General features: G+C 63.6%; 12 protein-coding genes. 3 read left to right on the top strand and 9 right to left on the bottom strand.

Translation table 11 applies throughout. The annotated features are described in order from the left end of the window. The 8 genes from HOP51_RS15295 to HOP51_RS15260 all read right to left on the bottom strand — a co-directional run. Positions 1 to 154, bottom strand: a 154-nt coding sequence (locus HOP51_RS15295) for a pyruvate kinase (protein ID WP_234274780.1), incomplete at its 3' end; no start/stop codon positions are given. Continuing rightward, positions 151 to 1,455, bottom strand: coding sequence for a glycerate kinase type-2 family protein (locus HOP51_RS15290; RefSeq protein ID WP_234274770.1), 1,305 nt, complete (start codon positions 1,453 to 1,455; stop codon positions 151 to 153). The genes HOP51_RS15290 and HOP51_RS15295, both read right to left, overlap by 4 nt. 220 nt (positions 1,456 to 1,675) lie before the next feature. After that, positions 1,676 to 2,560, bottom strand: coding sequence for a 2-hydroxy-3-oxopropionate reductase (locus HOP51_RS15285; RefSeq protein ID WP_234274769.1), 885 nt, complete (start codon positions 2,558 to 2,560; stop codon positions 1,676 to 1,678). A 171-nt stretch (positions 2,561 to 2,731) separates the two neighbouring features. Beyond that, positions 2,732 to 3,502: a hydroxypyruvate isomerase gene (gene hyi / locus HOP51_RS15280; protein WP_234274768.1), complete on the bottom strand. Its 771-nt coding sequence runs from the start codon at positions 3,500 to 3,502 to the stop codon at positions 2,732 to 2,734. A gap of 155 nt (positions 3,503 to 3,657) precedes the next feature. Continuing rightward, positions 3,658 to 5,433, bottom strand: coding sequence for a glyoxylate carboligase (gcl, locus tag HOP51_RS15275; RefSeq protein ID WP_234274767.1), 1,776 nt, complete (start codon positions 5,431 to 5,433; stop codon positions 3,658 to 3,660). Between the two features lie 175 nt (positions 5,434 to 5,608). Next, the gene (locus HOP51_RS15270; RefSeq protein ID WP_234274766.1) at positions 5,609 to 6,094 is read right to left on the bottom strand and encodes an ureidoglycolate lyase; all 486 of its coding nucleotides are present in this window, start codon (positions 6,092 to 6,094) and stop codon (positions 5,609 to 5,611) included. 87 nt (positions 6,095 to 6,181) lie between these two features. Further along, positions 6,182 to 7,015 carry a bifunctional allantoicase/(S)-ureidoglycine aminohydrolase gene (locus HOP51_RS15265; RefSeq protein ID WP_234274765.1) on the bottom strand — a complete coding sequence of 278 codons (834 nt, stop codon included), beginning with the start codon at positions 7,013 to 7,015 and terminating at the stop codon, positions 6,182 to 6,184. A 205-nt stretch (positions 7,016 to 7,220) separates the two neighbouring features. Further along, on the bottom strand, positions 7,221 to 8,084 hold the full coding sequence (locus HOP51_RS15260) for a MurR/RpiR family transcriptional regulator (RefSeq protein ID WP_234274764.1): 864 nt from the start codon (positions 8,082 to 8,084) through the stop codon (positions 7,221 to 7,223). Positions 8,085 to 8,316: 232 nt separating this feature from the next. Between HOP51_RS15260 and HOP51_RS15255 the strand changes: the two genes are divergently transcribed. Further along, positions 8,317 to 9,756, top strand: a complete 1,440-nt coding sequence (locus tag HOP51_RS15255) for a YfcC family protein (RefSeq protein WP_234274763.1) — start codon at positions 8,317 to 8,319, stop codon at positions 9,754 to 9,756. 78 nt (positions 9,757 to 9,834) lie between these two features. Here the strand turns inward: HOP51_RS15255 and puuE are convergent, their stop codons facing one another. Further along, positions 9,835 to 10,770 (bottom strand): allantoinase PuuE, encoded by a 936-nt coding sequence (puuE, locus tag HOP51_RS15250; protein WP_234274762.1) that lies wholly within the window; start codon positions 10,768 to 10,770, stop codon positions 9,835 to 9,837. A 580-nt stretch (positions 10,771 to 11,350) separates the two neighbouring features. On the opposite strand from puuE, the gene HOP51_RS15245 reads away from it, so the two are divergent. Both HOP51_RS15245 and HOP51_RS15240 read left to right on the top strand, forming a co-directional pair. Continuing rightward, entirely contained in the window at positions 11,351 to 12,097 is a 747-nt protein-coding gene (locus HOP51_RS15245; RefSeq protein WP_234274761.1) for an aspartate/glutamate racemase family protein, read from the top strand. Positions 12,098 to 12,276: 179 nt separating this feature from the next. Beyond that, entirely contained in the window at positions 12,277 to 13,602 is a 1,326-nt protein-coding gene (locus HOP51_RS15240) for an NCS1 family transporter (RefSeq protein ID WP_234274779.1), read from the top strand. Positions 13,603 to 13,629: the final 27 nt, after the last annotated feature.

Below are 13,629 nucleotides of genomic sequence, written 5' to 3'. Positions count from 1 at the left end.
CGCTGCCGTGGGAGAAGTTGAGGCGTACTACGTCGACGCCGGTGCGGATCATCGCCTCCAGCACGCCCTCGCGATCGCTGGCCGGCCCCAAGGTGGCAACGATCTTGGTGCGGCGGATGGGCTCGTGAATGGGAGCGTGTGGCGGAAGCGTCATGGTGTCCTCGGCAAGACCAGAATGGCACGGAAGTCGTTGACATTGGTTCGAGTCGGCCCAGTGACGATCAGCCGATCCAATGCCTGGAAGAAAGTATACGCGTCGTTACGTGACAGGTAATGGGCCGGTTCGAGGGCCTGCTCCTTGGCACGGTTCCAATCATCAGGCGAGAGCAGCGCGCCGGCATTGTCTTCGGAGCCATCGATGCCATCGGTATCGATGGCCAGGGCGTGGATGCCCGCAGCACCTTCCAGCGCCTCGAACAGTCCCAGCAAGTATTCGACGTTGCGCCCGCCGCGGCCGTCGCCGCGCACGGTGACGCTGGTCTCGCCACCGGAGAGGATCAGCAATGGCGAAGCGACCTCGTCGTGGGCCTCGAGCGCCAGGCGCGCCTGCGCACGCCCCAGCTCGCGGGCCTCGCCCTCCAGGTCGTCGCCCAGCACCTTCACCGTCACGCCGGCCGCTTCGGCCGCAGCCCTGGCCGCCTCCAGCGCATCCCGGGCACGCGCCAGGGTGACGTTGTCGTCGCGTTCGAAGGCTTCGTCGTCGGGCGATGGCGCTCCTTGAGCCTGCTCCAGATGGCGACGCACGTGAGCGGGCACCTCAATGCCATAGCGCTCCAGCACCGCCAAGGCATCGGCCGGGGTCGAGCGATCCGGCAGGGTCGGCCCCGAGGCGATCTGCGTGGCGACGTCGCCGGGGATGTCGGAGATCAGCCAGGTCACCACCTGGGCCGGATGCGCCGCCGCCGCCAGGCGCCCCCCCTTGATCGCCGAAAGGTGGCGACGCACCGTGTTCATCTGGCCGATGGGTGCCCCGCAGCGCAGCAGCTCGCGGTTGATGGCCTGCTTGTCGGCAAGTGAGATGCCCTCGGCAGGCAGCGTCATCAACGCCGAGCCGCCGCCGGAGATCAGCGCGATCACGCGGTCGTCCTCGCCCAGTTCCATAACGGCTTCAAGCATGCTCCGGGCCGCCTTCTCGCCCAGGCCGTCGGGCATCGGGTGAGAGGCTTCGAGTACTTCGATCACCTCGCATGGCTCGCCATGTCCGTAGCGCGTGACGACCAGCCCGGAGAGCGGCGCATCGGGACAGCGCTCTTGCCAGGCGCGCTCCAGCGCGGCCGCCATGGCCGCAGCGGCCTTGCCGGCGCCCACCACCACGGTGCGCCCTGGAGGAGGGTCGGGTAGCAGGTCGGCGACCAGGGTATCGGGATGCACGGCAGTCACGGCAACATCGGCGAGCTGGCGCAACCATGCTGCCACGTCCGTCGTTGAGTCGAGGGAAGGAAGATCGGGAGTCATGGATATACACCTCACTGGCGACAGGCTTCGACGGTAGCAGCAGGCAAAGAGAGAAAAAAGCCCGGCGACGGGCGGGTACAATTCGGAATCCCGCCGCCGGGTCAAGGCCGCATGGGGTACGGCCGGTTGGTGGACGACGGCCCGACGCCCACCGCAGGGAAGCCTGGCCTACCGTCTGCGCGACTGGCGGGCCGAATAGCGCCTCCTCAATGTACGCAGCTCAGTTGCCCACCTCATGATCGGCCAACACCTCCAGCGCGCGCAGGATACCGGCATGATCCCACTCCCCACCGCCATGCGCGACGCAGGCCTGGAACAGCTGCTGGGCGTTGGCAGTGCCGGGCAGCGCCAGGTTGAGGCTGCGCGCCCCTTCCAGGGCTAGGTTGAGGTCCTTCTGGTGCAGCTTGATCTTGAAGCCCGGGTCGAAGGTACGCTTGATCATGCGCTCGCCGTGCACGTCGAGGATTTTCGATTGCGCCAGTCCGCCGAGCAGCGATTCGCGCACCTTGGCCACGTCGGCGCCCGCCTTCGAGGCGAACAGCAGGCCTTCGGCCACCGCCTCGATGGTCAGCGCGACGACGATCTGGTTGGCCACCTTGCAGGTCTGGCCGGCGCCGTGGCCGCCAATATGGGTGATAGTCTTGCCCATCACCTCGAGAATCGGCCGGGCACGCTCGAAGCCCTCCTCGGTGGCGCCCACCATGATGGTCAGCGCCGCGTTGATGGCGCCGCCCTCGCCACCGGAAACCGGCGCGTCGACATATTCGCCGCCAGCCTCATGGATGCGCTTGGCGAAGCCCTGGGTGGCAATGGGGGCGATGGAGCTCATGTCGATCACCAGGGTGCCCGGCTTGAGCCCTTCAATGACGCCGCCCTCGCCGAACAGCACCTGCTCGACGTCGGGGGTGTCCGGCACCATGGTGATGACAACCTCGACCTGCTCGGCCACGGCGTGGGGGCTGTCGAGTTCGCGCATCCCCTTCTCGGCCAGGGTGGCGTCCAGCGTGCCGCGCTTGACGGTGACGAGTTCGTGGCCGGCATCCAGCAGATGCCCCGCCATGGGGCGGCCCATGATGCCAAGGCCAATGAAACCGATCTTGCTCATGATGCTTCTCCTTTCAGCTTGTCTTTGTGGTGATCGTAGGCAAACGTTCTGAAACGCGTCGTGAGCGAAGGCAGGTTGGCCGCCGCCGGCGCGCAGCAACCGGAGTTGACTGGGTGCTCAATGAGGATTGCGAGCACCGCCGGCGGCCGAGATGCCGAGCGCAACAGCGTTTCACCGATCCAGCCAGCCCAGACCTTCTTGGGTAGTCGTGGCCGGCTTGTACTCGCAACCGATCCAGCCGTCGTAGCCCAGCCGGTCGAGATGGGCGAACAGGAATGGGTAATGAATCTCGCCGCTGCCCGGCTCATGACGGCCCGGATTGTCGGCCAACTGCACGTGGGCGATGCGGCCCAGATGCTTCTCGATGGTCGGCGCCAGGTCACCCTCCATGATCTGCATGTGGTAGATGTCGTACTGCAGCTTGAGGTTGGGGCTGCCCACCTCATCGAAGATCGCCAGCGCCTGCTCGGTGCGGTTGAGGAAGAAGCCGGGAATGTCGCGGGTATTGATCGGCTCGGCGAGCAGCAGGATACCGGCGGCCTCGAGCTTCTCGGCAGCGTAGCGCAGGTTCTCCACCAGGGTGCGCCGCGCCTGCTCCAGGCTCACGCCTTGGGGTTGGATACCGGCCAGGCAGTTGACCTGCTTGCAGCCGAGCACGGTGGCGTAGTCGATGGCCTTTTCCACACCGGCACGAAACTCCTCGACGCGATCCGGATGGCAGGCGATACCACGCTCACCAGCGCCCCAGTCGCCGGCCGGCAGGTTGTGCAGCACCTGGGTCAGGCCATGCTCGTCGAGGCATGCCTTGAGTTCGGCGGCGGAATAGTCGTAGGGGAAGAGATACTCGACGCCCTTGAAGCCAGCCTCGGCGGCGGCCTTGAAGCGGTCGAGGAAGTCCTCCTCGGCGAACAGCATGCTGAGGTTGGCGGCAAACTTGGGCATGTCGAACTCCTTAGGTCGTACGTTATGGCTCGGGGCTTGTCTTGCGACAGGCCTGCGAGGAGGCGCTGTGGATACATCCCTGTACGCTACCGACTCCTTCCCTGGAGTCGGACCTCCTCTGCGGCCTGCCCCAAGCGCCCCTGTGTGCGCAGGTTTTAGGTGAGCTGGGCGATAGAGGTCGGCGCATCCGCCCCCTCGTCGGCCAGCGCCTCGAACTCGTTGATGGCGTCGAGATCGGTACCCATGGAGATATTGGTCACCCGCTCGAGGATCACCTCCACCACCACCGGAACCCGGAACTGGGCCATCAACTCCTTTGCTTCCTTGAGGGCGGGCACGATCTCGTCCGGCCGGGTGACGCGCAGCGCCTTGCAGCCGAGCCCTTCGACCACCGAGACGTGGTCGACGCCGTACTCGTTGATCTCCGGGCAGTTGACGTTCTCGAACGAAAGCTGCACGCAGTAGTCCATGTCGAAGCCGCGCTGGGCCTGGCGGATCAGCCCCAGGTAGGAGTTGTTCACCAGCACGTGGATGTAGGGCAGGTTGAACTGCGCGCCCGCGGCCAGCTCCTCGACCATGAACTGGAAGTCGTAGTCGCCGGAGAGCGCCACCACCTCGGCTTCGGGGTCAGCCTTGCATACGCCGAGCGCGGCGGGAATGGTCCAGCCCAGCGGGCCAGCCTGGCCGCAGTTGATCCAGTGGCGTGGCTTGTACACATGCAGAAACTGAGCACCGGCGATCTGCGACAAGCCGATGGTGCTGACGTAGCGGGTGTTCTTGCCGAAGACCTTGTTCATCTCCTCGTAGACCCGCTGCGGCTTCACCGGCACGTCGTCGAAGTGGGTCTTGCGCAGCAGGGTGCGCTTGCGCTCCTGGCACGACTCGGCCCAGGCGCTGCGATCCTTGAGCGTGCCTGCTGCCTTTCTCTCGCGGGCCAGCTCGACGAACAGCTCCAGCGCCGCCTTGGCATCGGAGACGATGCCGTAGTCGGGGCCAAAGATGCGCCCGATCTGGGTCGGTTCGATGTCGACGTGGACGAATTTCCGCCCCTTGGTATAGGTCTCGAGATTGCCGGTGTGGCGGTTGGCCCAGCGGTTGCCGATGCCCATCACGAAGTCGGATTCGAGCAGCGTGGCGTTACCGTAGCGGTGCGAGGTCTGCAGCCCCACCATGCCAGCCATCAGCGGGTGGTCGTCGGCAATGCTGCCCCACCCCATCAGCGTGGGAATGACCGGCACGCCGGTGAGTTCGGCGACCTCCTGGAGCAGCTCGCTGGCATCGGCGTTGATGATGCCGCCGCCGGCGACGATCAGCGGACGTTCCGCCTCGTCGAGCATGGCCATGGCCTTCTCGATCTGGGCGCGGGAGGCGCTGGGCTTGTAGGCCGGCAGCGGCTCGTAGGTATCCGGATCGAACTCGATCTCGCTCATCTGCACGTCGATGGGCAGGTCGATCAGCACCGGTCCCGGGCGCGACGAGCGCATCAGTTGAAAGGCCTGCTGGAAGGCGCGCGGCACCTGCGCCGGCTCCAACACGGTTATCGCCCACTTGGTCACCGGCCCGGCGATGGCCTGGATGTCGACGGCCTGGAAGTCCTCCTTGTGCAGCCTGGAACGTGGCGCCTGGCCGGTGATGCACAGGATCGGGATGGAGTCCGCGCTGGCCGAATAGAGCCCGGTGATCATGTCGGTGCCGGCGGGGCCGGAGGTGCCGATGCACACGCCGATGTTGCCGGCCTTGGTGCGGGTGTAGCCCTCGGCCATGTGCGAGGCGCCCTCGACGTGGCGCGCCAGCACGTGATCGATACCGCCGACCTTGCGCAGGGCAGCGTAGAACGGGTTAATGGCGGCACCCGGCACGCCGAAAGCGACATCGACGCCTTCCTTCCTGAGAACGTGAACGGCGGCTTCTGCTGCGGTCATACGAGCCATGACGGTTCCTCCCGTGAGTGGCTGCCTTTTGTTTTTGGAAATTATTTCTGTATACCGAGATTAGGAGCCGGAACCTGGTTCGTCAACACAAACTGGAAAATATTTTCATAAAATCCAAAAAACAAAAAAAACCCAGGCAAAAACAGCAGCCTGAGTTCTACTTACTGAGGTGACGTCAGAGCGTAATGCGTAGCGCCAGCGGGTACTCGTCGCAGTTGTTGCCTTCACCGCCACGATCCACCACCAGAAACTCCCCTTCGCGCTCCAGCACCGACTGGATGGCGTGCCAGGTGCCGGCGCGGTAGTTCACGCCCTGACGGCCATCGGTGACGAAGGCACGCACCTCGGCTGAGTCGATGCTATCGCCCGGTGGTGCCACCACGATCACGAAGCGTTCCTCGTGCAGCGGCATGAAGGCCTGGCTGCCCTGGGGGTGGCGTTCGAGAAAATCGAGCTCCAACGGGATCGACACGGGTTGGCTGACGAAGATGCTGATCAGCGCCCTCGCCTGCTCGCCCAGAGTCTCGACCTTGGCCAGATCATGGTAGCGCCGGGTGCGTCCGGCGTTGATGTGAAAGTAGTCCGCCGTGCGCGTGTCGATGACGTCGCCGAAGGGCGCGAAGGCCTCCGGCGTCAGCGGTTCAGCTTTGAGTTCCAACATGTTAGCCCCTCGAGTTCAGTCGGCAGTTAGCCCGTATCGCCGGGGCTGCCCCCCGGAGCCCCTAGGTCGCGGATGCGCTCTGCTCTCTCAGCGAGCGCCCAGGCGCAGCGCCGCGTGGCGGTTCACGTCTTTATACAGCAAATAGCGGAACGGCCCCGGGCCACCGGCGTAACATGCCTGCGGACAGAAGGCGCGCAGCCACATGAAATCGCCGGCCTCGACTTCGACCCAATCCTGGTTGAGGTGATAGACCGCCTTGCCCTCGAGCACGTAGAGGCCGTGCTCCATGACGTGGGTTTCGTCAAACGGGATAGCCGCACCGGGCTGGAAGGTGACAATGTTGACGTGCATGTCGTGGCGCACGTCGTCGGGATCGACGAAGCGGGTGGTGGCCCAGCGCCCTTCGGTGCCCGGCATGGGGTTGGGCTCGATGTCGTTCTCGTTGACCACGAAGGCCTGCGGCACCTCGATGCCCTCGACGTATTCGTAGGCCTTGCGCACCCAATGGAAGCGCACCGGCGCATCGGATTCGTTGCGCAGCTGCCAGTGGCAGCCTGGCGGCAGGTAGGCGTAACCGCCCGGTACCATCTCGTGGCGCTCGCCGGCGATGGTCAGGGTCATCTCGCCTTCCACCACGAACAGCACACCCTCGGCGGCGGGATCGAGCTCGGGGCGTTCGCTGCCCCCGCCGGGCCCCACCTCCATGATGTATTGGGAGAAGGTCTCGGCGAAGCCGGAGAGCGGTCGTGCCAACACCCACAGCCGGGTCGCCTCCCAGAACGGCAGGTTGCTAGTCACGATGTCGCGCATCACTCCCTTGGGAATGAAGGCGTAGGCCTCGGTGAACACCGCCCGGTCGGAGAGCAGTTGGGTCTGGGGCGGGTGACCGCCGTGGGGGGCGTAGTACTTTCTTGTCGTCATGGTGTCATCCTTCATATGCGTTTCAGGCTGAGAGATAGATCAAAAAAACCGGCTCCGCCCATCTTGTGAAACTATCGTCCCAGAGTTACGGTGTCTAGCAACTTTCGTTTCACTCAAAGAGTCGAGCCCAGCCATGGACCCTCAAGGCGTATCTGGGGTGGTAACAGGTTCCGGAGTCGATGCCGCCAAGCGCGAGCAAGCCTCGTCAGGGCGAGAGTTCGTCGAGCCGCTGGTAGAGCTCGCTCACTTCATCGATACGGGCTCGTCCCTCGGCGAGCCGGTCATGCAGGACCCCATTGGCAAGCAGGCTGATAAGGCTCATGGCGCTGGCATAACTATCGAAGGCGGAAACGCTGTCGATGGGGCATTGCATCCACCAGTCCACCTGTTCTGCATAGCCACTGGCCGTGGTATCGGCGATCAGCAACAGCCGGCAAGGCATCGCGGCCAGTTCGTTGATCAAGTCATCGAACAGACTGGGGCGGCGGCGAAAACCGAACAGCACGACCATGTCGTCCTCGCCCAGCCCCACGAGCTCCTCGGCCAGCGACTGATTCGGCTCGGGAGCGACACTGACCAGACTACGGGCCTGGATCAGTTGCTGACGAAAATGGAGTGCCAGCGGGTAACCGTTACGAAAACCGATCAGTACGACCCGGCGCGCAGCGTTGAGCCTCTCCACCACGGCGTCGAAGACACGCGGCTCGATACCTTCCAGCGCGCTGCGCAGGTTTTGCCGTTCACGTTCGTGGTGGCGTTTGAATCGTTCTCCATTACCGGCTACGCCTGCAGGCTCGGTCACCAGGGGCACGCCGCGGCTGCGCAGTTCGCGGGCATGGCGCTTGACGGCCTGAAAGCTCTCGAAGCCGAGACGCCGGAAGAGCCGGCTGACAGTGGACTTGGAAACCCCAGTCAGACGAGCCAGATCGGCAGCGCTGTAGACTGCCAGATCATCGAAATGGTCGAGAATGAAGCCGGCCACCCGCTGTTCCTGGGTGGTCAGCTCGGCATACTGCGCCGAGATGCGCTGGCCGATGTGCGGCTTCATGCCGGTTTGTTGCGTGCGCAAGAAAAGCTCCCCCACAGTTCAAGGCTCAGACGGGGAACTTCCCGCCTGGCATCGCTCGTCCTACTTGGCCGATTGTCACCGCTTCACGCCGCATCCTGCTCGTGGAAGAGACGTACGGCCGCCCCAGGCAAGCTTCCCCGGCCCACTCCCCCCCGCGGCGCCTATCGTGACCGGGGTACCTCGGCGCCGCACCACTATAGCGACACCCCCAACAACAACGCGAGGCATCCCCATGACTCAAACCTCCGAGACGACCCAGGCTACCGACGCCAAGCGGCGTCACTGGCAGATTCCGCATATCTACGTCATCCTGTTCGTCTTCATCGCCATTGCCGCGGTAGCGACCTACTTCGTCCCGGCCGGTGAGTTCGAGCGAATACCAGGCCCCGACGGCCGCACCACCATCGATGCCGAATCCTTCCAGTATGTGGCATCGAACCCCACTGGCATCGTCGATTTCATGCTGGCGATCCCCAAAGGCCTGATGAGTGCCGGCGAGGTGGTGTTCTTCACCTTCATGATCGGCGGTATGTTCATGGTGCTGCGCCGCACCGGCATCATCGAGATCGGTGTCGACAAGCTCAGCCGCCGCTTCGCCAACCGCAGCCTGCTGATGATCCCCGTGCTGATGACGGTGTTCGCCGTGGTCGCCACCATTATCGGCACCCAGGAGCTGGCCCTGGTCTACGTGCCGGTGATCCTGCCACTGATGATCGCCCTGCGCTTCGACTCGGTGACCGCCGCCGCCGTGGCCTTGTGCGCCACTACGGCGGGCTTCACCACCGGTATTCTCAATCCGATCAACACCGGGCTGGGCCAGAAGCTGTCCGACCTGCCGCTCTACTCCGGCGTCGGCCTGCGCGCTGCGGCTTTCATCGTTGTACTCGGCGCCGCCATCTACTTCGTGATGCGCTATGCGCGCCAGGTGCAAGCCAACCCCGGGCTGAGCCTGATGGACGGTGACGAGACCGAGGCCGAGAAATGCTCGCTTTACCAGCATGCCACCGACGAAGGTGCACTGCTCGCCAACGGCCGCCAGAAACTGGCCACCATCGCCACCTTCGCCTTCTTCGGCGTCCTGGTCTACGGCGTGCTGCGTCAGGGCTGGTTCATGATGGAGATGGCGGGCCTGTTCATCGTCATGGGCATCGTCGTCGGCCTGATCGCCGGCCTGACCACCGAGAGCATCTGCGAAGCGTTCAACAAGGGCTTCCGTGACGTGCTGGTCGGCGCCATGATCGCCGGCGTAGCCCGCGGCGTGGCCGTGGTACTCGAGGATGGCCAGATCATGGATACCTTGGTCTATGGCCTGGGCAACCTGGTCGGCGGATTGCCTACCCTGCTGTCGGCCATCGGCATGTATTTCGCCCAGTTGGCCTTCAACTTCGTGGTGCCCTCCGGCAGCGGCCAGGCCTTGGTGACCATGCCGATCATGGCGCCACTCTCCGACATCATCGGCGTGACCCGCCAGACCGCGGTACTTGCCTACCAGTTGGGCGACGGCATCGGCAACATCCTGTTCCCCACCTCGGGCTACTTCATGGCCACCCTGGCCATTGCCGGCGTACCCTGGCAGAAGTGGGTGAAATTCTTCTTTCCCCTGTTCTGCGTCTGGGTAGCGATCGCGGTGTGCTTCCTCGCCTTCGCCCAGGCAACGCAATGGGTCGGCTGAGGTACTGCCTGCCAATGCCTCACCGCCCAGCCCAGTGGGGCGGTGAGGCATTCCGTTTGGCAGCATCGGCACGCCCTCTCAACCGGCTGATGGCGCCGGGTGGTGCTCCACCCAATGCCGCGCGATGTCCACCCGTCGGGTGACCCATACCCGGTCGTGCGCCTCGATATGGTCGAGGAAGCGCTGCAGGGCGCGGAAGCGACCGGGGCGGCCGAGCAGTCGGCAGTGCATGCCCACCGAAAGCATCTTGGGTGAGTCCTCGCCCTCGGCGTAGAGCACGTCGAAGGCGTCGCGCAGGTAGGTGAAGAAGTGATCGGCGGTGTTGAAGCCTTGAGGAGCAGCGAAGCGCATGTCGTTGCTGTCCAGGGTATAGGGCACGATCAGGTGATCGTGCTCGCTGCCCTGGCTGTCGGTCACCCGGGTCCAGAACGGCAGGTCGTCACCGTAGTAGTCGCTGTCGTAGAGGAAGCCGCCCTCATCCAGTACCAGGCGCCGGGTGTTGGGGCTGTCACGCCCGGTGTACCAGCCCAGCGGCTTCTCGCCGTAGAGGCGCTGGAAGATCTCCATGGCACGCTGCAGGTGTTCACGCTCGACGTGCTCCGGCACCTCCTGGTAGTGGATCCAGCGGTAGCCATGACAGGCGATCTCGTGGCCCAGCTCCTTGAAGGCATGCGCTACCTCGGGGTGGCGTTCCAGCGCCATGGCCACGCCGAACACCGTCAGCGGCAGGCCACGACGCTCGAACTCGCGCAGGATGCGCCACACGCCCGCACGCGAGCCGTACTCGTAGATCGACTCCATGCTGAGGTGGCGGTCAGGGTAGGCAGCCGCCCCGATGATCTCGGAGAGGAACTGCTCGGAGCCAGGGTCGCCATGCAGTACGCAGTTCTCCCCACCCTCTTCGTAGTTGAGCACGAATTGTACGGCGATCTTGGCCCGGCCCGGCCAATTGGCATGGGGTGGGGTCCGACCGTAACCGATCAGGTCACGGGGATAGTCACGGCTATCGCTCATCGGCAATTCCTCTTGTTCTTGCTGGCAGGGCATGGGCTTGATGCTGCTGAATCGGCCCTGCCCGTCAATATGTATACAATACAGAAAATAGACTGTATCCATTGAGGTTGCAACAGGTTGTCCACTATTAGCCCCCGGCAGTTATGGCAAGAGCTCTGTTCGTATCAACTGCCTGAGAACCGACCTGTTTCATTACGAGCAACCTGGCAGCCACACCACCTTTGTATACAAAAACTAAAGATATCTGCAACCCTTGAACACGATGTGTACGCGAGCTGTTCAACATGACTTGGCGCTGATAGGGAAAGCACCTAACAGCCAGGCAACACGCTACCAGCCTAATTGTATACAATTCTATCGACAAATCGTCGCCATCCTTTCCCCTTACCCGCCTGCCCTACCTTTGTCTAATGACCCATGCATGGCCCTTCTTGCACAAAAATCCAGGCAAGCAATTGAATTTGATATAAAAACCTCAATTCATCGAGGGTCGTATGAAATTCTTGCGTCGAAGTGGTGCAACGCCTATTTTGTGTACAAAGATATTTTTTATTGTTCACAAGAAAAGTTTGGAGTTCGCATGCGCCTACGCATCATCAACCCCAACACCACGGTCGCCATGACCCACAAGATCGGCGAGGCAGCGCGACGCATCGCGGCTCCCGGTACAACGATCGTGGCGACCCAGCCGGCCGATGGCCCCGTTTCCATCGAGGGGCACTTCGACGAGGCCATCAGCGCGGTGGGGGTCATGGAGGAAGTGTTGAATGGCGAGAAAGACGCCACCGATGCCTACGTGATCGCCTGTTTCGGTGACCCCGGCCTGCTCGCCGCGCGCGAGCTGACCCGCGCGCCGGTCATCGGCATCGCCGAAGCGGCCTTCCATATGGCAAGCCTGATCAGCACACGCTTCTCGGTGGTCACGACCCTGTCACGCACGGGCATCATCGCCGAACACCTGTTGGAGCAGTACGGATTCCGTCATCACTGCCGCCGGGTCCGCGCCGCCGAGATCCCGGTGCTCGACCTGGAGGAGGACGGTTCCTCGGCGCTGGCACGCATCATCGAAGAGTGCCATCGCGCCCGCGACGAGGATGGTATCGGCGCCATCGTGCTTGGCTGCGGCGGGATGGCCGACCTGACCGAGACCATCTCGCGCGAGGTCGGTCTGCCGATGATCGAGGGGGTCACGGCCGCAGTGAAACTGGCCGAGGCACTCGTCGGACTGGGGCTCGGTACCAGTAAGCATGGCGACCTGGCCTTCCCTCGTCCCAAAGCCTTTACCGGACGCTTCGAAGGCTACTCGAACCTGACCAGGGAGCGCTGATCTCTTGGCCTCATAACAGCATCCCATAACAACAACACCAACTTGAAAGCACGTCATGTCTCATAGCCCGACAGCAGCAGCGGGCATAACCACAACACAGAGCAACGACTTGCGAGGACAGACCCATGCCACACCCCACTCCCCATAGCGCGGCTGCGGATTCCAGCGTGGATCCTGGCATGACGGCGCCCAGTGTCTCCAAGGCCCTGGGCGACGAATCCCTCGCGCCCCAGAAAACACGGATCATGGGGCGCACCTCCTACTTCCTGGCCTGGTTCGGTGGCTGCGTGTCGATCGGCACCTTTGCCATGGGTTCAAGCGTGGTGGGCACGCTGAACCTGATCCAGGCGACCCTGGCCATCGCCATCGGCTGCTTCGTGATCGGCATCGCACTCGCCCTGAACGGTGCCGCCGGCTACAAGTACGGCATTCCCTTCATGGTGCAGGCGCGCAGTGCCTTCGGCTTTGCCGGCACCCGCTTGCCTGGCCTGGTACGGGCAGTGCCAGCGGTGGTGTGGTATGGCTTCCAGAGCTGGATCGGCGCGGGGGCTCTGAACATGGTCTCGGCTACCCTGTTCGGCTTCGACAACCTGGTGTTCTACTTCATCACCTTCCAGTTCCTGCAGATCGGCTTGTCGGTGATGGGCTTCCAGGGCATCAAATGGCTGGAGAACATCGGCAGTGCCTTCATTCTGGTTTCGCTGATGTATATGTTCTATGCCACGGTGCAGCGCTATGGCGATGAGCTCTCGGCCAGCCTACTAACCATGGAAGGCTCCTGGGGCATGCCGTTCTGGGGCGCCACCATGCTGTTCCTGGGCATCTACAGCACCATGATGCTCAATGTCAGCGACTATTCCCGCGAGCATAAGCGCGGCACGGGCCCTGGCCTGCTCACGACCATTTACGCTATGTCGATCCTGCCCTGCACGCTGTTCATGGGCCTGATCGGCTACATGGTCTCCGAGGCCACCGGCACCGCCGACCCCATCCAGGTGTTCGCCAACGCGGTGGACAACACGCCGCTGCTGATGACCACGCTGCTGTTCATCGCCTTCGCCCAGGTCACCACCAACGTGCTCAACAACGTGGTGCCGCCGACCTACGTGCTGATGGACGTGTTCAAGCTGAAATTCACCACCTCCTCGGTCATCGTCGGCCTGCTGGCCTTCGCCACGTTCCCCTGGAAGCTGGTACAACCCGACTCCGCAGCCGGCCTGCAGCTCTTCGTGCAGACCTATTCTGCCTTCCTCGGCCCGATCTTCGCCATCCTGGTGGTCGACTACTACCTGATTCGGCGCCGCACGCTGGACCTCGGCCACCTCTATAACGAGAGCGGCCCCTACCAGGGCGTCAACCTCGCAGCGGTCATCGCTACCGCGGTGGGCATCGTGGCGGCACTGACCTTCTCCGCCGTTTCCTGGTACGCCAGCCTGATCCCCGCCGGCCTGACCTACTACCTGCTGATGCAGCACTGGGCGCCGTGCCAGCGCTTTCGCCAGTGACTCCACACACGCATTCCCGCCCCGTGG

It is taken from the genome of Billgrantia zhangzhouensis (assembly GCF_021404465.1).
GTDB lineage: Bacteria > Pseudomonadota > Gammaproteobacteria > Pseudomonadales > Halomonadaceae > Halomonas > Halomonas zhangzhouensis.
Note: the sequence above shows the minus strand (reverse complement) of the source record. Positions and strands in the feature narration are given on the sequence as shown.